This is a genomic window from Nocardioides sp. (genome assembly GCF_014360585.1).
Lineage (GTDB): Bacteria > Actinomycetota > Actinomycetes > Propionibacteriales > Nocardioidaceae > Nocardioides.
Map to the genome: position 1 here is coordinate 73,401 of NZ_JACIXG010000003.1, position 20,282 is coordinate 93,682.

Genomic DNA, 20,282 nt, shown 5'->3' on the forward strand with positions numbered 1-20,282 from the left:
CCCGCTGACCGCTAGAGGTCGTCGTTGTTGCGGCGACGCTGTTTCCAGCGTTCGCTGGCGCGGTCGAGGAACGAGCTGCGGGGCTCATGGTCCCCGTCGTCCTCCTCGACCGTGGCGGCGCCGCGCAGAGCGGTGAGCAGCACGGAGGTCGAGGCCAGCATCACCAGGAAGCCGACCACCCCGATGACCCACATCCGCGAGATCACACCGGCCATCAGCAGCGCGACTCCACCGGCGAGCACAACGCCCGCGATGACCGCATGCCGACGTTGGGCACGGCGCAAGGCCGTGCCTCGGAGGGCGGAGGCGAACTTCGGGTCCTCCGCCGAGAGCGCGCGCTCCATCTGCTCGAGCAGGCGAAGCTCCTCTTCCGAGAGTGGCACCGTACCTCCCATGTCCTGTTGGGGCATTTCCAAGTCTAGGCTCGCCACCCTGAAGGCGGTAGGGAGCCCCGAAAATTCTTGCCCCTCGACGTTCTGCCCCATGGCACAACCTGAGGTGATTGTGTCAAGCAAACCGGCTGTCGCGTCAACCCTGGCCGTCACTGAGAAGGCTCGCGCGGCGTACGAGGCTGGAACCGAAGCGCTCGGCGACCCGGTCCGCGGCGCGGTCGGCCTCGGACCACCCTCGTTCCCGCGCGCCGAGCACGAGCTGTCGGTCGGTCCCCTCGCGAGCGACGAGGTGCTCGACCCGGACCCCGACCAGGCGTAGCGCCCGGCCGCGGAGGTTCAGCTCGTCGTAGAGGCGGACGACCGTGGCGTGCACCTCCTGGGTGACGTCGGTGGGGTCGGGCAGGGTGCGGGAGCGGGAGATCGTCTTGAAGTCGGTGAACCGCACCGTCAGCGCGATGGTGCGGCCGACCGTGCCGGCCCGCCGCATCCGCCGGGTGACCCGAGCCGAGAGGCGCAGCAGCTCGCGGACGATGTCCTCACGGTCGCTCAGGTCGTGGCCGAAGGTCTCCTGGGCGCCGGTGGATCGATCCGGCAGGTCGGGCCCCAGCCGTCCGGTCAGCTCCCGCCGGTCGGTGCCGTTGGCGAGCCGGTGCAGATGGCCGCCCAGGCGCGGGCCGAGGATCTGGTGGAGGCTCGGGGCCGGGGTGCGGGCGATGTCTCCCACCGTCTCGAAGCCGAGCCGCCGGAGCCGGTTGCGGGTGCTCGGGCCGACTCCGTAGAGCTCACCGACGTCGAGGGGGTGCAGGAAGCCGGGGATGTCCTCCTGCCGGACGACCACGACGCCGTCGGGCTTGGCCTTGCGGCTGCCGACCTTGGCCACGCTCGGCGTCGGCGCGACGCCGACCGAGCAGGTGATGCTCAGCTCCTCGGCGATCTGGCGCCGGATCCGCTCCGCGATCCGTTCGGGGCTCCCGAAGAGCCTGGTCGCCCCGCGCACGTCGAGGAACGCCTCGTCGACGCTGACCACCTCCACCAGCGGGGTGGCGCGGCGGAAGATCTCGCGGACCTGACGAGAGACCTCGGCGACCTCGCCGTAGTCGAGACGGACCGAGACCAGCTGAGGACACAGTCGTCTCGCCATCGAGCCGGGCATCGCGGCGCGCACGCCGAAGGCACGGGCCGGATAGTTGGCGCAGGTCACCACGCCGCGGGCATGTCCCCCGACCACCACCGGCTGGTCCCAGAGCTCGGGCTGGTGCCGGATCGCCACCGACACGAAGAAGGCGTCCATGTCGACATGGAGGATCGGGGTGGCCTCCGGAGCGCCAGCGGAGGAGGTCACCCCGATCCTCCGAGGACGCGGACCAGCGCCGACTCGGCGCAAATGTCACGCCGGAGCGCTAGCGGAGGTGGGACCTTTGCGCCGCGTCGGCGCCAAACGGCGAAGCGAAGCGAGCCGTAAGCGAAGCGAAGCGAGCTAACCCCGAAGCGAAGCGAGCAGATGCAGCTGCGAAGCCAACGGCAGATAGTCCGGACGCGTAGACGCCGCCTGCTCCAGATCGACAAGTGCGTTGGTCGCACCAGGATCGGCGTCGAGCAGCGACCCGGGAACGTGATCGATGAACACGCGTACGCCGCGGACGTCCGAGACCTCGAAGCCTGCCGCGTCCAGCAGTCCGGTGACCTCGTCGAGCGAGAACCGGCGGCCCGACCGCCCCTGCGGGGTGGTGTCGTCGAGAAGCTCGGCGGCCTGCGCGAAGTGGCCGGCCAGGGCTCGGGAGAGGACGGCGGCGGTGCGCTGGGCGACCAGCAGGCTGAGGGTGCCGCCGGGACGGAGCACCTCGCGGATCCCCGCCAGTGCCGCCGCCGGGTCGGGGACGACCTCGAGAACGCCGTGGCAGAGCACCACGTCGGCGCCACCGGGGTCGGCGACGTCGGAGAGTGCGGCAAGGTCACCTTGGCGCGCGTCGACCGAGACACCGGCCTCGCGGGCGCGGCGGTCGAGCGCGGCCAGGGCGTCGGGGCTGGGGTCGACCACGGTGACCGTGTGACCGAGCCCGGCGACACGTACGGCGGAGGTGCCGGTGCCACCGCCGATGTCGAGGACGTCGAGCGAGCCGGAGGCCAGGACCGGGTCGAGCGCGTCCCAGACGGCGACGGTCCGGGCGCCTGCCCGACGACTGGTTGATGCGGAGCCAGCTGCCATGGGGCCAAGCGTAGGCCCTGTGCCCACCTCACCTGAATCAGCCCACGAGGCGGTCGCGCCGAGGCCGGCCGACCACCGAGGTGTGGGCCATCAGCCCGAGGGACTCCTCGACGACGGCGAGGAAACGGTCGGCGTCGCGCACCTGGTCGTCGGCCTCCTCCGCGGTGACCGCCCGGATCGAGCCGGCCTCCGCGGCGGCGCGCTTGGCGGCGCCGGCAGCGAAGTAGTCGGCCCACTCGGAGAGCTCGGGCGCCACCTTCTTCAGGCGGACCCAGGCGTTCCAGGGGCGGCGGCGACCGGCGCGGCTCGCGGCCTCGACGGGGTCGGTGCGGGCCGCGATGAGCGCGGCGGCGGCCTGGAGGGCGGCGACGTGCGCCATCGCGTACCGGCTCGGCACGTCGTCGCCCACGATGGCCTCCGCGAGCGACTCGGTCGCGCGGAAGAGATAGCTGTGTGTCGTCGCCGGCAGCAGATGCATCGGGGTCGTCCTTCTCGCTCACGGTCGACCCCGCAGTGGACGGCTCCGGCGGGCGCCGGGGGTCGAGGACGACGCCCGCCAGAGCCTGGTTGTTCGAACGTTTGTTCGAACACAAGAATCAAACTACACCCCGCCACCGACAGTCACAAGACGTTTCGGCGACGGGGCGAGTCGGGAAGGTGCTGCGGGTCGCTCAGTCCTCGGCGACCATGCCGCGGATCTGGTGCGGCGGGTGGATGTAGCGGGTGTTCGCCGGCAGCCACATGACCACCAGCAGAGCCGCGGCGATGACGATCGCGATCGCGGTGAGCACGGTGATGATCACCGGCGGGCCGGTCAGGATGCCGCCGACGCTGGCCACGGCGGAGATGAACACCAGGAAGGTGATCGTGATGCGAGACCACTCGAAGCCGTTGCGGAGGAAGACCGCGAGCACGCCGAGCATGCAGGCCATCACCCCGAACAGCGTGATCGCGGGGGCGACGAACGCCGGCGCGCTGATCCGGTTGTCGGTGGGCGGGTTGATCAGGGCTTCGAGGCCCTCTGTCTCCAAGATGCGCTTGGCCGAGGGGTTGCCCTCTGCCCAGGCGCGCACCAGGTCATCGGAACGCAGCACCATCACCACGACCACGACAGCGCTGAACGCGACCAGCCCGATGATCAGGCGAATCGCCCACGTCATCTCCCGCGGCACGGGTTCAGCCGCGAGGGCGGCCACCTCTACGGCGGCCTCGGGGTCCTCGTTCACGACCACACCTTCGTTCTCGTCGGGTGTCGTCATGGTCATCCGGTCTCCTTGCCACGTGGGGGTCATCTCTGGGTTGAGCAGCCCATTCTGCCGTACGGGGTGTGACGAGGGTAAATACGGGAAAGCGGCACCGTCCTCCGACAGGACGGAGTCTCGACCCGTACCGGCGTAGGCCAAGATGTCCCCATGGAATCTCTAGCGCTGACCTTCTCCAGCGGGTGGGCCAGTGGCATCAACGCCTACCTCGTCGTGCTGGTGCTCGGCGTCGTGCAGCGTACGACGGGGGCCGAGGAGATCCCCGACGTGCTCGGCACCTGGCCCGTGCTGACCGCGGCAGGGGTGATGTTCGCGATCGAGTTCGTCGCCGACAAGGTGCCCTACATCGACTCCACGTGGGACTCGATCTCCACGGTGATCCGGCCCACGATCGGCGCCGTGATCGGCGTCCTGCTCGCCGGTGAGGCCGATTCGCTCGGTGCGGCGGTCGGTGGCGTCGTGGGCGGCACGTCGGCGCTGATCTCGCACCTGATCAAGGCCAGCGAGCGGCTGGCGGTCAACTCCTCCCCCGAGCCGGTCTCCAACTCGGTGGTCAGCGTGGCCGAGGACGGTGTCGTCCTCGGCGTGGTCTGGCTCGCCACCCAGTATCCGCTGGCCGCGGCCGGGATCGCCGCCGTCCTGCTGGTGGCCGGTCTGGTGCTGATGTACTTCGTCGTCCGCGCCGTTCGCGGCGGCTGGCGCAGGCTGACCCGACGCGGAAGACGCGGCTCCGGGCCTCCCGGCGGACCTTCCGACGGCACGACCAAGCCCTATCCGGTCCAGTGAGCGAGCGCCAGCGAGTGAACCGTAAGACCAACACGTCGCCGCGTCCGTACTCTTGCGCTTGCGCTACGGAGGTGGCGGCGTGACCAGCGTCGTCGTCCTCGGGGGCGGGTACGCCGGGATGGCCAGCGCCGCGAGGCTGGCCAAGCTCGGCCACTCGGTGACCCTCCTCGAGGCCTCCGGTGAGCTCGGTGGTGCCCTGGTGCCGGTGCGCGAGGAGGGGTTCACCTGGGACGCCTCGGCGACCTCGACCCTGCTGCCCGCGGTCATGCGCGACCTGTTCCGGAAGTCCGGGCGGCCCGCGGAGCGTGAGCTGGAGCTGGTGCCGATGGACGTCATCCGCGAGCACCGGTTCACCGACAAGACCTCGGTCGCGGTGCCCGGCGGCACCCGCGGAGCCCAGCTGGCGGCCTTCGACGAGCTCGGGGCGGGCATGGGCCGGCAGTGGACCGACTACGTCGCCCGGTTCAGCGAGGACTGGGAGGTCCTGCGCAAGCACTACTTCGAGGTGCCGTGGGAGCCCGCCGCGCTGCCGTCGGCCGTCGCAGAGCGGTTCCGGTCTCGCGAGACCCTCCACAAGCGGCTGCGCAAGACGTTCAAGGACGAGCGGCTCCGACTGGTCGCGGGGCACCCGTTCGTCGCCGCGGGGCAAGAGCTGCGCGACGTACCTGCCTGGGCGGGGCTCACCGCCTACCTCGAGCAGCGCTTCGGCGGCTGGCGTGTCGAGGGCGGGATGGGGGTCGTCGCCGAGGTGCTCGCGGCCCGGATGACCACCCGTCGGGTCTCGGTGCAGACCGCGACCCGGGTGGAGGACATCATCCTCCGCGGCGGGAGGGCGGTCGCGGTCAGCACGACCGCCGGCGAGATCGATCTCGGCGCCGACGGAGCGGTCGTGGTCGCCTTCGACCCACGCTCGGTGCCGGCCCTGCGGCCCATGGTGGAGCGCACGCTGCCGGCGATCCCACCGATGACGTTCCACCTCGGGCTCTCCTCGCTGCCCGACCATCTGCTCGACCTGCCCGACGAGCTGGTCCTGCACGGCGAGCCCACCCTCGTCGTACGCACCCGAGGGATCGCTCCTGAGGGACAGCACGCCTGGACGGTCCACTCCTACGGCAAGCTGATGGAGGACGTCCTGCTCGCGCTGGCCCGCCACAAGGTCGACCTCCGCGAGCACGTCGTGCACCGTGTCGACCTGGGCGCCGCCGAGCTCGTACGCCGCTGGCGCGGGTCGCCGCTGGGTGTCAAGTGGGAGGGGCGGGGCACGGTGTTCCAGCGTCTCGGACCGCGCACCCCCGTCCCGAACGTCTACGCCGCCGGTGCCCACGCCACGCCCGGCGCCGGGCTGCCGTTCACCGGGCTGTCGTCCGCACTCGTCGCGCAGTCGATCGGTCCCAGCCCAAGGTGAGCGCTCAGGGGGTGACGTTGAGCTTGGCGAAGATCTCCAGCGTCGCCTTGGAGCGGTTGAGCGTGTAGAAGTGGAGCCCAGGCGCACCCCCGTCGAGGAGCTCCTGACACAGCTCGGCGGCCACCGCGATGCCCTCGGCTCGGATGTCGGCCGGCTCCGGGCCGGCGGCGGTGAGGCGCTGGACGATCTCGTCGGGGACCTCGGCACCGATGAGCTCGCTCTGGCGGCGGATGGCGGCGAGGTTCAGGATCGGCATGATCCCCGGCAGGATCGGGAGGTCGACACCGCGGGCGCGGACCCGGTCGACGAGCCCGAAGTAGTCGGCCGCACGGAAGAACATCTGAGTGACCGCGAACTCGGCGCCGGCCTCGGCCTTGGCGACCAGCACGTCGGCGTCGGCCTCGATCGACGCCGCGCTCGGATGACCCTCCGGGAAGGCGGCGACGCCGATGCGGAAGTCACCGCGCTCCCTGGCCAGCCTCACCACGTCGATCGCGTAGTCGAGTCCCCCGGCGGTCGGCGTCCACTCGGCACGCGGCCCGTCGGCGGGGTCGCCTCGCAACGCCATCACGTGGGTGACGCCCTGAGCGGCGTAGGAGTCCAGGATCGTGGCGACCTCGTCGCGGGTGTGGCCGACGCAGGTCAGATGAGCGACAGGCAGCAGCTCGGTCTCGGCGGCGATCCGGCCGGTGATGGCGACGGTCTTGTCACGGGTCGAGCCGCCGGCGCCGTAGGTGACGCTCACGAACGTCGGACGGTAGGGCTCCAGCGCACGGACCGCGTTCCACAGCTGCTCCTCGCCGGCTTCGTCCTTCGGCGGGAAGAACTCGAAGGAGAACGAGCGGTCGCCCTCGTTGATCAGCTCCGCGAGGGAGCGTCCACGTCCGGTCACCATCAGGCCATCGTAGGCAGTGGCCTAGGCTCGGAGAGTGAATGAAACGTGGGACGCCGATGAATTCCGCCGTCGCGTCCAGGGCGCTCTGGACACCTTCCTCGCGACGCAGATCGAGCGGCTGGTCCCGCTCGGGGACGACGTGGAACCGCTGCTGCGCCGGGCCCGCGAGTCGATGTCCGGAGGCAAGCGGCTACGAGCCGCGTTCTGCTACTGGGGCTTCCGCGCGGTGCGCCCCGCCCCCTCCCCTGCCGAGGAGGAGTCGCTCGTGCGGGCGGCCGCCGCGCTCGAGCTGCTCCAGGCCTCGGCCCTCGTCCACGACGACGTCATCGACGACTCCGACACCCGGCGCGGCGCCCCGTCCGCGCACCGCGCGTTCGAGGCCGACCACTCCGCCGCGGGGTGGCCCGGGCGGTCCCGCGCCTACGGTGATGCCGCAGCCGTGCTCCTCGGTGACCTGCTGCTGACCTGGTCCGACGAGCTGCTGCGTACCGCTGGGTTCGGGGCGCCCGAGACCGCCGACGCGCTCTCGGTGTTCGACCACACCCGCACCGAGGTCATCGCCGGGCAGTTCCTCGACATCACCGTCCAGGCGCGCGGTGTCGCGGATGTCGAGGCCGCGATGAAGGTGGTGCGCTACAAGGCCGCCAAGTACTCCGTCGAGCGGCCCCTCCACGTCGGCGCCGCCCTGGGCGGCGCCTCGCCCGAGCAGATCGAGGCGCTGTCGGCCTACGGCCTGCCCGTGGGCGAGGCCTTCCAGCTCCGCGACGACCTCCTCGGCGTCTTCGGAGACCCCTCGGTCACTGGGAAGCCCGCCGGCGACGATCTCGTCGAGGGCAAGCGCACCGTCCTGGTCGCCCTGGCCCTCACGGGCTCTCCGCCCGCCGAGGCCGACCTCCTCGACCGCTCGCTCGGCCAGCCGCTCACCGAGGACCAGGTCTCCGTGCTGCGTACGATCATCGCCTCCTCCGGCGCGGAGCAGCAGGTCGAGAAGACCATCACCGAGCTCGCCGACCAGGGCCTCACCGCCCTCGACGACGCCCGAGCATCGGGACTCCTCGACGGGCACGCCGCCACCACCCTCCGCGCCCTCGCCACCGCCGCCACCCAGCGCGCCCTCTGAAGCCGAAGCGTCACTGCGGTCGGCCGAAGCGTCACGGTCATGCCACCTCGGCCGACGTACGTGACTTCTCGGCCGACGCACCTGACGTCTCGGCTAGAGCGAGGTGGCGGGCATCTCGAAGAGGACCTTGTCGGACGGCTGGTCGGAGCCGCCCTCGGGTTCCATGGTGACCATCAGGTCGCCGTCCTCGACGGGTACGGCGACGGACATCTCCTCGCCCAGGACGCCGGCCGACTCCATCCCGGCGTCGGTGTGCCACCAGACCTGGTAGGTCATGCCGGCGGGGCGGTCGAGGTGGGCGGCATCGACGGCGACCATGTGCATCTCGGGTGACATCGCGACCATCAGCTCGCCGTCGGAGGTGTTCTCCTTGTGCATCTTCGCGTCCGGGGCCGATATCACCTGAGCTGCGGTCATGGTGGGCGGGTGATCGTCGCTCAGGACCATTCCGAGGCCCACGCCGACGCCGATGACCAGCGCGGCCGCCACAGCCACAGCGCCCATGAGCCAGCGACGGCGAGGCCGGCGTGCGGCCACCACGGGTGGGAGCTGCGGCGTCTGCGCAGCCGTACGCAGCACCCGGTCGCGCAGCGGAGCCGGCGGCGTCGCGGCGACCCCGCCGGCGAGCGAGGTGGTCGCCGGCCGCAGCGAGTCGACCTCCTCGCGACACTCGGCGCAGGCAGCCAGGTGGGCCTCGAAATCGGCACGCTCCCGCGGCACCAGGGCGTCGAGAAGGTAGGCCCCGAGCAGGCCGTGCACGTCAGGCGCCATCGCGAGCCTCCAGACAGTCTCTGAGACGGATCAGCCCGTCCCGCATCCGCGTCTTCACCGTCGACAGCGGCCGGCCGAGCATCTCCGCGACCTCGGCATAGGTGAAGCCCTGGTAGTAGGCGAGTCGCACGGACTGCGACTGCAGCGGCGTGAGCGCCTCAAGGCAGCGGCGTACGCCATCGTGCTCCGACGCCGTGACCACCGCCTCCTCCGGGCCGGCGACCTCCACCGGCTCGCGCCGGGCGACATGCTCCTCTCGTGCACGCGAGGCCTCCGAGGAGCGCACCGCGTCGACGGCCCGCCGGTGCGCGATCGTCAGCACCCAGGTCCGGACCGAGCCGCGCGCCTCGTCGAACCGAGCGGCCTGACGCCACACCTCGGTGAACACCTCCTGGGTCACCTCCTCCGCACGCGAAGGGTCACGCACAACCCGCCGCGCCACCCCGAAGACGAGCGGAGCCAGGTCGTCGTAGATCCACCCGAAGGCATGCAGGTCGCCACCGGCGACTGCGGCAAGCACGCCCGCCACGTCCAGGCCGTCATCGGGGTCGCGTGACGGCTCCTCGCCCACGACCCGCAATGCTCGCCGCACGCGCACTCCTTCCGACAGACCGACAGCTCTCACAACGGATTCGCAGCCGAAGAGTGGGAGGATTGGTCCCATCCGCGCATCGATCAGCAACGAACCCACAGCATGACATTCCGCACGCTCCCGAGCGGCCCTGTTGCCGGCATCGCCGCCGGCGTACTCGGCCTCGGCATCGCCGAGCTCATCGCCGCCCTCGCCGGCGGCGCCTCTCCCCTGCTCGCGCTCGGCGACCGAGTCATCGACCTCACCCCGCGCTGGCTCAAGGAGGCGGCGGTCGCCACGTTCGGCACCGCCGACAAGCCGATCCTGCTGGCCTGTGTCGCGCTGGTGACGCTGGCCCTCCTCGGCGTGGCCGGTGCTCTGGCCGTACGCCGCCTCCCACTCGGCGTGGGCATGCTGCTGATCCTCGGCGCGGTCGACATCGCCGCCCTCCTCGCCGACCGGTCCGGGAACGGGACCGCGAGCCCGGCAACAGGCATCGTCGCGCTGCTGATCGGCCTGGCGGTCGGCATCACGTCCCTGGTGCTCCTGACCCGTCGCCTGAGAAGGCATGACGCCGCGACGACCGTCGCGACCACCGAAGCGGAGGCGCCCGACGGCTTCGACCGCCGCAGGTTCCTGGTGGCGGCATCGGCCGTCACCGCGGCAGGCGTGGCGAGCGGGGTCGGCGCCAAGGTGGTCACCGGCCGCCGCCATCCGGCGACGAAGGTGGCGATCCCCGCGACGGTCTCCCCCGCCGCGCCCCTCCCGGCGGGGGCGGAGCTCCGCATCGACGGTCTCACGCCCCACCTGACCTCCGTCGACGACTTCTACCGCATCGACATCGCGCTGCTCACCCCACGCCTCGACGTCGACGACTACCGGCTCAAGATCCACGGCCTGGTCGAGAACCCGGTCGAGCTGACCTACCAGGATCTGCTGGCGATGCCGCTCTACGAGCGGCGACTGACGATCTGCTGCGTCTCCAACGAGGTCGGCGGCGACCTGATCGGCAACGCGACCTGGACCGGCGTACGCATCCGCGACGTCCTGAAACGAGCAGGCCTCGATCCCGATGCCGACGCCGTGAAGTCGACCGGTGCCGACGGCATCACCATCGGCACACCCCTCGAGGCGCTCACCGACGGCCGCGACTCGCTGCTCGCGATCGCGCAGAACGGCGAGCCGCTGACCCGGGAGCACGGCTTCCCCGTACGCATGGTCGTCCCCGGCCTCTACGGCTACGTCTCGGCGACCAAGTGGCTCACCGAGCTCGAGGTCACCCGCTTCGCCGACTTCCGCGCCTACTGGACCGATCGCGGCTGGTCCGCCGAGGGCCCGATCAAGACCGCGTGCCGCATCGACATCCCCGGCCGGGAGACGATGCCCGGCACCGTCACCGTCGCCGGGGTCGCCTGGGCACAGCACCGCGGCGTGAGCAAGGTCGAGGTACGCATCGACGACGGCCCCTGGCAGCCCGCCGAGCTCGCCGCCGAGGACAGCATCGACACCTGGCGGCAGTGGACCTACCGCTGGGACGCGACCGAGGGCGAGCACCAGGTCCAGGCACGCGCCTTCGACCGGTCCGGGAGACCCCAGACCGACGCCGAGGCGCCCCCGGCTCCCGACGGCGCCACCGGCTACCCCGCCCGCACCGTCACGGTCGGATGAGGCCCGGACTCAGCTCGGTCCAGATCAGCCCAGATCAGCCCAGGTCGGCGAGGTCGGTCTCGGGACCGTCGCCGCGCAGCAGCACGGTGAACGCCGGCCGGTCCTCGGCGATCTCCGCGGAGCGGTCCTTCAGGACCCCGACGATCTGGTCGAACGTGGCTCGATCCGCGTACGCCGCACACCCCCAGGTCTCCCACAGCAGCACGGTGGGCGCGGCGACGTCGCGCAGCGAGTCCCACAGCGCGTCGAGGTTGCGGCCGAAGTGGGCCGGGAACCCGAGCGCGGCGCCGATGGCGCCGAGCACCTCGTCCTTGGTCTCGGCCACGTCGGCGATCTGCGCCAGCGACCAGCCGGCACCAGTCACCGAGTCGGCCAGGTCTCTCGCCGCCAGCTCGGTGTGCCAGCGGTAGACGCCGGGATCGATCTTCCCGGCCAGAAGCCCTGCCAGTCCGCTCATTCTGGTCACCCCCGGTCGATCCGTGAGAACGACTCGTAATGGTCTTCGGTGTAGTAGAACTCTCCACCCTCACCAGCGACGATACGCCGCGCACCCCGGTCGTCGGAGCCAGGCGTCGGCACGGTGTACTCCGCGTAGTAGCCCGAGGCCTCCTCCGGCAGGAGTCCCTCGCGGTTGCCGAAGGTGCTGCCGTCCTTGCCCGGGTAGGGGAAGGGGCCACCCGCGTCGATCAGCTCGAGGGTCTCGACCCCTTCGGGCGGCAGGTCGGACTCCGCGATCCAGGCAAGACCGCTCTCGGGGTCGGTGCCGCTCTTCGCGCCCCCGTCCGAGCCGGAGCCGTCGCCGGGACTGCCTCCGCATCCGGCGACCAGCACCATCAAGACTGCGAGCAGCAGGCCAACCAGGGCGGACTTCGACCTCACGAGGCTCCTCCGAGACGTACGGACCGGGTCTGCCTAGAGTGCCATGGCCTGAGCCCGGCGCTTGACCTCCGACCCGCGATTCTCCCGAAGCGCGTCGATCGGACGGCCGGGCAGGTCGTCGTCGAGGAAGAGCCAGGCGATGATCTCGCGGTCGTCGTAGCGCCCGTCGTGGAGCACGTGGAGCAGCCCACCCAGACCCTTGACCGGCAGACCGTCCTGGATGAACAGGGCCGGGATGTGCTGGCCCTTCATCCCTGGAGGAACCGCCGCGGCGAGCTCGTGCTCGCGGATCATGGTGCGCACCTTCCCCACGGTCACTCCGAGCAGCGACGCGGCCGTGGCCCAGTCGATCCACTCGTCCACCAGGACACCCAGGTCCTGCTCCGCCAGCGACAGTTCACTCATAACAATCACATTACCGGCCTGGGTACGCACGACGGAAAGTCGTGAGTCGGACCCCCTGGTCCGTACCATTGCCCGGTCCGGAATACTTCTCCAACCGGAGACAGGAGGATGGCGTGGCTAGTGAGGCGGACCCCCGTGACAGCGTCATCGGACGCCACGGCGGAAGCTCGGCTACCGCATCCGACCCCCTTCTGGGCAAGGTCCTGGGGATGCGTTACCGGATCGTCGAGAAGGTCGCGAAGGGCGGGATGGCGACGGTCTACGTCGCCCACGACACCCGGCTGGACCGCATCGTCGCCGTCAAGGTCATGCACCAGGATCTCGACGAGGAGGGCAACTTCGGCGACCGGTTCATCCGCGAGGGCCGCTCCGCCGCGAAGCTGTCCCACCCCAACGTCGTCGCCGTCTACGACCAGGACGACGACGACGGCGTCGCCTTCATCGCGATGGAGTACATCGAGGGCCACACCCTGCGAGACACGATCGCGTCGCAGGCGCCGCTGGGCGCCGCGAAGGCGCTGGCCTACATCGAGCCGATCCTGAGCGCGATGACCGCGGCGCACGCCGTCGGGATCGTGCACCGCGACATCAAGCCCGAGAACGTGCTCATCACCACCGGCGCCGGCTCGATCTCGCAGCGGGTCAAGGTCGCCGACTTCGGCCTGGCCCGGGTGATGAGCAACAACTCCAACGACGCCACCACCGGCAACCTGGTCGGCACCGTCTCCTATCTGGCCCCCGAGCTGGTCACCGAGTCCAAGTCCGGGCCGCGCAGCGATGTCTACGCCGCCGGCGTCGTGCTCTACGAGCTACTCACCGGGCGCAAGCCCCACAGCGGCCCTTCCCCGGTCGACATCGCCTACAAGCACGTCCACGAGGACATCCCGCCGCCGTCCAAGGCTGCGCCCGGGATCCCGCGGTACGTCGACGCCCTGGTCGCCCGCGCGACCGCCCGCGACCCCGAGCTGCGCCCTGCCGACGCCGGGGTGCTGCTGCGCATGGTCAACCGCGTCATGGCCACCCTGTCCGCGGGGATCTTCGACGACCCTGACCTGACCGCCGACCTCGCGCTCCCCTCCCCCGGCGCCCCCGACACGGCGGCCCGGGCCGCTGACTCCCCGACACGCGCCCACGACGAGTCCAGTGCCGAGTCGACGGCGGTCCTGCCCGCGCTCGGCCTGGGACCCTCCGGGCCCCCACCGGACCGGCCCCCGGGTCCGCCGGGCCCGCCTCCCGGCGTCGGCCTCCCCGCAGGCGCGCGGCTCTCGCTGAGCGAGCCCGAGCAGAACGTACGCATCGCACCGACCCCCGTGCAGCCGAAGCAGCGCCGGAGCATGCCGGCGAGCTGGAAGGGCCCGATCGCGATCACTGCCGCCGTGGTGGCCGTCGCGCTGTTGGCGACCGGGTTGTGGTGGTTCATCGACGGCCGCTACGAGCGGGTCCCGTCGGTGGCCGGCCTGAGCAAGGCCGCGGCGACCGCACAGCTGCAGGAGGCCGGCTTCGAGGTCTCGGCCAACACCGAGTTCTCCGAGACCGTCGATAAAGGCCTGGTCATCGACTCCGACCCCGGTCGCGGCCGCAAGGCGCTGCCCGGCTCGAAGGTGGAGATCAGCGTGAGCAAGGGTGTGGAGGAGTACTCCGTGCCCAAGGTCAAGGGCATGCTCGCCGACGACGCCCAAGACGTGATCCAGAAGCTCGGGCTCAGCGTCGGCGACCCGATCAAGAGGTTCAACGACAACGTCCCCGAGGGCCACGTCATCAACTCCCAGCCCCGCCCCGGCACGCTGGTGCGCCCCGGCAAGGCCGTGGTGCTCGTGATCAGCAAGGGCGCGGCGCCTGTCGACATCGTCGACTGGACCGGCCGCAGCGCCGGGCGCGCCAAGAGGTCGCTGGAGGCCGACGGCCTGAAGGTCGAGATCCAGGAGGAGGAGAACCAGGAGATCCAGCCCGGCACCGTGCTCAGCCAGAGCCCCAGCTCCGGCACCCTCCCCAAGGGCGGGACCGTGACGCTGGTCGTGGCCAAGGGCCCGGCCGCCGTGCCGGTCCCCAGCGTCGTCGGCACCGACAAGGACACCGCCAAGCAGGCCCTCGAGGCCGCCGGGTTCAAGGTCAAGGAGGAGCAGGAGGGCGGCATCAACCTCGGCCTCGGCTACGTGACCCGTCAGGAGCCGGCAGGCGGCGAGGCGCCGTACGGCTCCGAGATCACGATCTGGTTGAACTGACCTTGACCCAGCAACCCCTTCCAACGCCGCAGGACCGCAACCCGATCGGCACCCACGTACAGGTCGGCAAGGGCCTCGTCGCCGGCGCTCTCGCCAACACCGACGCGATCGGCGGCGAGACGCTGCAGATCTTCGTCGGCAACCCGCGGGGATGGGCGCTCTCGGCCGGGAAGCCGGCCGAGGACAAGGCCTTCCGGGCAGAAATCGAGCGGCGCGGGATGCGTGCCTTCATCCACGCCCCTTACCTGGTCAACCTCGGCTCACCCACGCCGGCGACGTACGAGAAGTCTGCCGCCCTGGTCGCGCACAACCTGCGCCGTGCCGCCGACATCGGGGCCGAGGGCGTCGTCGTCCACACCGGCTCGTTCGTCTCTCCCGAGGGGGATGCGGTCGAGAAGCACGCCGCCGCGATGAGGCAGGTGCGCGAGGCGCTGCTCCCCGTGCTCGAGGACATCTCGGCCGAGGACGCCCCCTGGCTGCTCCTGGAGCCGACCGCAGGCCAGGGCCGCTCGCTGTGCGCGGGCGTGGAGGATCTGCCCGCCTACCTCGGGGCCCTCGACTTCCATCCCAAGGCCGGGATCTGCCTGGACACCTGCCATGTCTTCGCCGCCGGAGCCCCGCTCGACGAGCCGGGTGGTGCCACCGCGTGCGTCGACCGGATCGTCGAGATCGGCGGCCCCGAGCGACTCCGGCTGATCCATGCCAACGACTCCAAGGACGTACGCGGCAAGCATCTCGACCGCCACGAGCAGATCGGCCGCGGCCACATCGGAACAGCCGCTTTCGATGAGCTCTTCGCGCACCCGGCGACCGCCGGGGTGCCCTTCATCCTGGAGACTCCGGGCTCTCGCGACGCGGACAACCCCGATATCGCGCTGCTCCGCGATCTGCGGGCATCGGCCCAGGGTTAAGGCGTGTGACCTACGCTTGGGAACGCACGGGAGTGATCTTCGACGCCATTGGGGGTGGCATGACCAACTGCGCACAGTGTGGACACCGGCTCTTCGACGGGTCCACATGTCCGATGTGCGGCCTCGAGGTCGCCACGGAGCCCGACCGAGCGGCCGAGGCCGACTCCACCGATGTAGAGGAAAGGACGCCACCCGTGTCCAGCGCTGAAGCGAAGCCCGAAGCCATGCACTCTGCTGCGAGCCACGACGTCGCGCCCGCACCCGATGAGCTCGACGAGCCCAACGAGTCCACCGTGATCCGCAAGCCGGTCGCAGCGGTCGCCCCGGAGGCCGTCGACGACGTGCCCGAGGCTGAGCAGACCTCGCTGAGCCTGCCCCGGATCAGCGCCTACGGCGACGACGACCTGCCGGGTCCGGCCTCGTCGGCCTCGGCCAAGACCCCGGACGACGAGCCCACCGAGCGCACCTCGAGGCGCACGTCCCCCGACGTCGAGGAGCGGCTCGACACCGACGAGCCGACCGAGTCCACCGCGATCCGCACGGCGTACGCACCGCCGACGGCCCCTCCGCCGGCGCCGGCACCTGCCGCGGCGGACGCGGTGATCCCTGACCCGGAGCCGTTTCCGGTCCCGGAGCCCGAGCCGACGCCCAACCCCGTCCCCGAGCCGGGCCCGCTCCCCGGGCCCGAGCCGGTTCCGGACCCCGAGCCGGGTCCGCTCCCCGGACCCGAGCCCGTCCCGGACCCCGAGCCCGAGCCGGTCTCCGAGGCCACGGCCGAAGCGGCGTACCGGCCCTTCGTCGAGCCTTCCGGGACCCTCGTCCAGGAGTCCCGGAACGGGAAGGCCCGTCACTGGGCTCCCCCGTCGGAGGAGACGCCGTCCGAGCAGTTCTACGACGCCGAGCCCGCCTATGCGACCGGCTACGCCGATGAGGCCTTCGCAGTCGAAGGCTCCGGCGACTGGCAGGCCGGCCACGGGTACGCCGGCGAGCCGGAGCCGCTCGAGCAGGACTTCGGTGACTACGGGGCGCAGCAGGAGTACGTCTCCTCGCTGATGGCCGGCGAGTCCGAGGACAACCCCTCGACCTGGATCGTGCTGCTGTGGGTGGGTGCGATCTTCATGATCGTGATGCTCGTGCTCGGCATCTGGCTGATGACGCTGTAGTTCCTGGCCACCTGTATATGCCGAGAATCACCGTCGCCGAGATCGACAGCGCCGAGCAGCGCGCCGTCGCCGTCGACGTCTGGCGGGCAGCCAACGCCGCCCGTCGTCGCACCGCGACCGAGGGCCGGATCCGCAGGATCAAGGAGAAGCTGGACACCGCCGAGCTCGCCCTGCTCGCCCACTACGGCCCCCGTCCCGCGGGGATGCTGGTGGCCGAGACCTACCACGTCGACGGCGTGCCGCTACCCGGCTACGGCCACCTCTCGATGGTCTTCGTCGACCCCGCAGTCTGGGGCTCCCACGTCGGCACCGAGATGATCCGCGACCTCCAGTCCCGCGGCTGGGAGGGCCTCAGCGTGTGGACCCGCACCGACAACCGGCGCGCCCAGCGTCTCTACGAGCGCACCGGCTTCACCGACACCAGCAACCGCAGCACCCTCCGCGACGGCGAGGAGATCATGCAGCTCGCCTGGGCGGCCAAGGACGACTGAGCGTCGTCCCAGTGCGTGCACCGCAAGGCGCCGGCGCGAAGGCGACCTTCGAGCGAAGCGGGTCGTCGAGGGCCGGCAACGCTGCGGCGTGCGTGCTGGGGCGGCGCTCAGCGAGACCTGAGCATCTCGGCGACCTGAAAGGCCATCTCCAGGGACTGGACGCGGTTGAGGCGCGGGTCGACGACGGACTCGTAGCGGTGCACGAGGCCGGCCTCGTCGAGCTCCTCGCCGCCGCCGATGATCTCGGTGACGTCGTCGCCGGTGTTCTCGACCAGGATGCCGCCGGGGACGGTGCCGAGGGCGTGGTGGACGTCGAAGAAGCCCTGGACCTCGTCGAGGACGTCTTCGAAGCGGCGGGTCTTGTAGCCGTTGGAGGTGGAGAAGGTGTTGCCGTGCATCGGGTCGGAGATCCAGGTGACCTTGACGCCCTCGGCGGTGATCTTCTCGACCAGCGCGGGCAGCCCGTCGCGCACCTTCCCCGCACCGAAGCGGGTGATGAAGGTGAGCCGGCCCTCCTCGTTCTTCGGGTTGAGCTTGGCGGCCAGCGCGAGCGCGTCGTCGGGGGTCGCGGTGGGGCCCAGCTTACAGCCGATCGGGTTGTTGAGGTGGCGGAAGTACTCCACGTGGGCGCCGTCGAGCTGACGGGTGCGCTCACCGATCCAGACGAAGTGGCCGGAGACGTTGTAGGGCGTCTCGGTGCGCGAGTCGATGCGGGTCATCGCGTGCTCGTACTCGAGCAGCAGCGCCTCGTGCGAGGAGTAGAAGTCGACCCGGTGGAACTCCTCCGGGTCGGCGCCGATGGCCTCCATGAACGCGATCGCGCGCTCGATCTCGGAGCCCATCGCCTCGTACTTCGCACCGACTGGCGAGTTGCGCACGAACTCGGAGTTCCAGGTGTGCACCTGGCGCAGGTCGGCGTAGCCACCGGTGGTGAACGCGCGCACGAGGTTCAGGGTCGAGGAGGAGGCGTGGTAGACGTCCAGCAGCCGCTGCGGGTCCGGGATGCGGGACTCGGCGGTGAACTCGAAGCCGTTGACGGCGTCGCCGCGGTAGGCCGGCAGGGTCACGCCGTCGCGGGTCTCGGTGTCGGAGGAGCGCGGCTTGGCGTACTGCCCCGCGAGCCGGCCGATCTTCACGACCGGGACGGAGGCCGCGTACGTCAGGACCACTGCCATCTGGAGCAGCACCCGCAGCTTGTTGCGGGTGTTGTCGGCGGTCGCCTCCGCGAAGACCTCGGCGCAGTCGCCGCCCTGCAGGATGAACGCCTCACCGCGGCCGGCGGCGGCGATCGAGCTCTTGAGCTGGTCACACTCCCCCGCAAAGACGAGCGGCGGCTGGTTCCTCAGCTTCTCGACCGCTGCGGTCAGCGCGACCGGGTCCGAATAGGTCGGCTGCTGAAGGGCTCCGATGGCGTGCAGCTGCTCGAGGGAGGGGAAGGCGTCGTTCACGAGCCTCAGGGTACGCGGCTCACCCGGTTGTCACGAAGTCATCTCAGACACGGCAGGGCCGGCGTACGTTCCCGAAAGTTCGTACGCCGGCCCTGACCGAGGTCGCCTGAGCTACTTGTCGTCCTCGGGCTTGACGTCCATGTGCTCGATGTCCTGGAAGTGGGGCGGCTCGTCCTCCTTGTTGGCGAACTTGTTGATCAGCCAGGTGACCGCCCACAGGATCACGCCGATGACCATCAGGCCGCCGGCGATCTCGTAGACGATGCCGTCGCGGTCCACCCACGGACCGGCGAGGTAGATGCACAGCAGGGCGGCGATCGGCGGGAGCCAGGGCGGCGCGGTGAAGAACTTCTTGTCGGTGTCGGCGCGGCGCTTGCGGAGCACCGTGCAGGCGATGTTGACGATCGCGAACACGCACAGCAGGAGCAGCGCGGTCGTGGAACCGAGGTTGGCGACGATGTTGCTGTCCGGGTCGCTGGAGACGTACCAGATCAGCCCCAGCGCCATCACCGTCGTGAAGATGATCGCGATGTACGGCGTGCGGCGGCCGGGCAGGATAGCGCCCAGCTGCTTGGGCAGCACCCGCTGCCTGGCCATCCCGTAGACCAGTCGGCTGGCCATCAGCATGTTGATCAGCGCGGTGTTGGCGACGGCGAAGACCGCCAGGAACGGGAACACCTTGTCGATCGGGAAGTCCGGGGCACCCTTCTCTACCACCTCGAGCAGGGCCCGGCCCTCGGACTCACGGATGACCTCGAGCTCACCCGGGCTCAGCACGCTGACCACCGAGATGGCGACCAGGATGTAGAGGAGCGCGGCGGCACCCAGGCCCATCAGCATGGTGCGCGGGAAGATCCGCTCCGGCTCCTTGGTCTCCTCGACCATGTTGACCGCGTCCTCGAACCCGACCATCGCGAAGAAGGCCACCGAGGTGGCCGCGGTGACCGCGAAGACGACACCCATGTTGTTGTAGTCGTCGAAGGAGATCAGCTCGGCCATGTCGGCCTTGCCCTGGGCGATCACGAAGAAGCCGACGCCGATCACGATGCTCAGCGCGACCATCTCGACGATGGTCAGGATGATGTTGAACTTCACGCTCTCGCCCACGCCACGCAGGTTGATCAGCGCGAGCAGGACCATGAAGCCCAACGCCAAGGTCGTGACGGCACCTTCGCTGGGCGCGTCCATCCAGCCGTTGATCTCCAGGCCGCCGAAGAAGTTCTGTGCCAGCGTGTTGGCCGAGGTCGACGCGCTGGTGATGCCCGAGCAGGCGACCGCGAAGGTCACCATGAAGGTGAGGAAGTGGATGCCGAACGCCTTGTGGGTGTAGAGCGCGGCACCGGCGGCACTGGGATACTTCGTCACCAGCTCGAGGTAGGAGAACGCGGTCATCGTGGCCACCACGAAGGCGAGCAGGAACGGCAACCACAAGATGCCGCCCACGTATCCGGCCATGGTCCCGGTCACGGCATAGACGCCGGCCCCCAGGATGTCACCGACGATGAAGAGCAGCAGGAGCCAAGGCCCCATCACTCTCTTCAGCTCGGGTGCTTCTTCTTTCGCCAGGGTCGTCATGACGTCCTTCCGGGTCACGATCGAAACTCAGTTCCGAAATTGGGATGAAGGGATCCCTCAATCAAAGCCCAACGTTGCCGTCAGGTGTACGACAATTCGTCAACACGCCGTT

21 protein-coding genes are annotated in these 20,282 nt (G+C 70.4%); 8 read left to right on the top strand and 13 right to left on the bottom strand.

Going from position 1 to position 20,282, the window contains the following annotated elements; all coding sequences use genetic code 11:
- Positions 1–11: 11 nt before the first annotated feature.
- The 5 genes from H5T77_RS01900 to H5T77_RS01920 all read right to left on the bottom strand — a co-directional run bounded on the left by H5T77_RS01900 (position 12) and on the right by H5T77_RS01920 (position 3,863).
- Positions 12–383, bottom strand: coding sequence for a DUF3040 domain-containing protein (locus H5T77_RS01900; protein WP_292644399.1), 372 nt, complete (start codon positions 381–383; stop codon positions 12–14).
- Positions 384–528: 145 nt separating this feature from the next.
- Positions 529–1,734, bottom strand: coding sequence for a DNA polymerase IV (gene dinB / locus H5T77_RS01905; RefSeq protein WP_292644401.1), 1,206 nt, complete (start codon positions 1,732–1,734; stop codon positions 529–531).
- 135 nt (positions 1,735–1,869) lie between these two features.
- On the bottom strand, positions 1,870–2,598 hold the full coding sequence (locus tag H5T77_RS01910) for a methyltransferase domain-containing protein (protein WP_292644403.1): 729 nt from the start codon (positions 2,596–2,598) through the stop codon (positions 1,870–1,872).
- Between the two features lie 37 nt (positions 2,599–2,635).
- Positions 2,636–3,076 carry an SAV_6107 family HEPN domain-containing protein gene (locus tag H5T77_RS01915; RefSeq protein WP_292644405.1) on the bottom strand — a complete coding sequence of 147 codons (441 nt, stop codon included), beginning with the start codon at positions 3,074–3,076 and terminating at the stop codon, positions 2,636–2,638.
- Positions 3,077–3,269: 193 nt separating this feature from the next.
- A complete protein-coding gene (locus H5T77_RS01920; RefSeq protein ID WP_292644407.1) occupies positions 3,270–3,863 on the bottom strand; it encodes a hypothetical protein in 594 nt (197 codons plus the stop codon).
- A gap of 147 nt (positions 3,864–4,010) precedes the next feature.
- Here H5T77_RS01920 and H5T77_RS01925 point away from each other — a divergent pair, with 147 nt between their 5' ends.
- Together H5T77_RS01925 and H5T77_RS01930 are read left to right on the top strand one after the other, a co-directional pair.
- Positions 4,011–4,646: a DUF4126 domain-containing protein gene (locus H5T77_RS01925; protein WP_292644409.1), complete on the top strand. Its 636-nt coding sequence runs from the start codon at positions 4,011–4,013 to the stop codon at positions 4,644–4,646.
- 79 nt (positions 4,647–4,725) lie between these two features.
- On the top strand, positions 4,726–6,051 hold the full coding sequence (locus H5T77_RS01930; protein WP_292644411.1) for a phytoene desaturase family protein: 1,326 nt from the start codon (positions 4,726–4,728) through the stop codon (positions 6,049–6,051).
- 4 nt (positions 6,052–6,055) lie between these two features.
- On the opposite strand, the gene metF is transcribed toward H5T77_RS01930, so the two are convergent.
- Positions 6,056–6,946 carry a methylenetetrahydrofolate reductase [NAD(P)H] gene (gene metF, locus H5T77_RS01935; protein ID WP_292644413.1) on the bottom strand — a complete coding sequence of 297 codons (891 nt, stop codon included), beginning with the start codon at positions 6,944–6,946 and terminating at the stop codon, positions 6,056–6,058.
- 34 nt (positions 6,947–6,980) lie between these two features.
- Here metF and H5T77_RS01940 point away from each other — a divergent pair, with 34 nt between their 5' ends.
- Positions 6,981–8,066, top strand: coding sequence for a polyprenyl synthetase family protein (locus H5T77_RS01940; protein ID WP_292644415.1), 1,086 nt, complete (start codon positions 6,981–6,983; stop codon positions 8,064–8,066).
- Between the two features lie 93 nt (positions 8,067–8,159).
- Here the strand turns inward: H5T77_RS01940 and H5T77_RS01945 are convergent, their stop codons facing one another.
- On the bottom strand, positions 8,160–8,837 hold the full coding sequence (locus H5T77_RS01945) for an anti-sigma factor (protein ID WP_292644417.1): 678 nt from the start codon (positions 8,835–8,837) through the stop codon (positions 8,160–8,162).
- Entirely contained in the window at positions 8,827–9,429 is a 603-nt protein-coding gene (gene sigK, locus H5T77_RS01950) for an ECF RNA polymerase sigma factor SigK (protein WP_292644419.1), read from the bottom strand. Before sigK ends, H5T77_RS01945 begins: the two co-directional genes overlap by 11 nt.
- Before the next feature lie 102 nt (positions 9,430–9,531).
- On the opposite strand from sigK, the gene H5T77_RS01955 reads away from it, so the two are divergent.
- Positions 9,532–11,076 (top strand): molybdopterin-dependent oxidoreductase, encoded by a 1,545-nt coding sequence (locus tag H5T77_RS01955; protein WP_292644421.1) that lies wholly within the window; start codon positions 9,532–9,534, stop codon positions 11,074–11,076.
- A 34-nt stretch (positions 11,077–11,110) separates the two neighbouring features.
- Here H5T77_RS01955 and H5T77_RS01960 read toward each other — a convergent pair whose 3' ends face one another.
- From H5T77_RS01960 to H5T77_RS01970, 3 genes are read right to left on the bottom strand one after another with little or no spacing between them, the layout of a single operon-like run.
- The gene (locus H5T77_RS01960; protein WP_292644422.1) at positions 11,111–11,533 is read right to left on the bottom strand and encodes a barstar family protein; all 423 of its coding nucleotides are present in this window, start codon (positions 11,531–11,533) and stop codon (positions 11,111–11,113) included.
- Between the two features lie 5 nt (positions 11,534–11,538).
- Positions 11,539–11,955, bottom strand: coding sequence for a guanyl-specific ribonuclease (locus tag H5T77_RS01965; RefSeq protein ID WP_292644424.1), 417 nt, complete (start codon positions 11,953–11,955; stop codon positions 11,539–11,541).
- A gap of 33 nt (positions 11,956–11,988) precedes the next feature.
- Positions 11,989–12,360, bottom strand: a complete 372-nt coding sequence (locus H5T77_RS01970) for an Rv2175c family DNA-binding protein (protein WP_292644426.1) — start codon at positions 12,358–12,360, stop codon at positions 11,989–11,991.
- 113 nt (positions 12,361–12,473) lie between these two features.
- Between H5T77_RS01970 and pknB the strand changes: the two genes are divergently transcribed.
- The 4 genes from pknB to H5T77_RS01990 all read left to right on the top strand — a co-directional run bounded on the left by pknB (position 12,474) and on the right by H5T77_RS01990 (position 17,147).
- The gene (gene pknB / locus H5T77_RS01975; protein ID WP_292644428.1) at positions 12,474–14,582 is read left to right on the top strand and encodes a Stk1 family PASTA domain-containing Ser/Thr kinase; all 2,109 of its coding nucleotides are present in this window, start codon (positions 12,474–12,476) and stop codon (positions 14,580–14,582) included.
- Between the two features lie 2 nt (positions 14,583–14,584).
- On the top strand, positions 14,585–15,493 hold the full coding sequence (locus H5T77_RS01980; RefSeq protein WP_292644430.1) for a deoxyribonuclease IV: 909 nt from the start codon (positions 14,585–14,587) through the stop codon (positions 15,491–15,493).
- Between the two features lie 194 nt (positions 15,494–15,687).
- Complete coding sequence (locus H5T77_RS01985) at positions 15,688–16,656, top strand: hypothetical protein (protein WP_292644432.1); 969 nt, start codon at positions 15,688–15,690, stop codon at positions 16,654–16,656.
- A gap of 17 nt (positions 16,657–16,673) precedes the next feature.
- Positions 16,674–17,147, top strand: coding sequence for a GNAT family N-acetyltransferase (locus H5T77_RS01990; RefSeq protein WP_292644434.1), 474 nt, complete (start codon positions 16,674–16,676; stop codon positions 17,145–17,147).
- A gap of 107 nt (positions 17,148–17,254) precedes the next feature.
- On the opposite strand, the gene H5T77_RS01995 is transcribed toward H5T77_RS01990, so the two are convergent.
- Both H5T77_RS01995 and H5T77_RS02000 read right to left on the bottom strand, forming a co-directional pair.
- Positions 17,255–18,595, bottom strand: coding sequence for a class II 3-deoxy-7-phosphoheptulonate synthase (locus H5T77_RS01995; RefSeq protein ID WP_292644435.1), 1,341 nt, complete (start codon positions 18,593–18,595; stop codon positions 17,255–17,257).
- 111 nt (positions 18,596–18,706) lie between these two features.
- Positions 18,707–20,188, bottom strand: coding sequence for an APC family permease (locus tag H5T77_RS02000; protein ID WP_292644437.1), 1,482 nt, complete (start codon positions 20,186–20,188; stop codon positions 18,707–18,709).
- Positions 20,189–20,282: the final 94 nt, after the last annotated feature.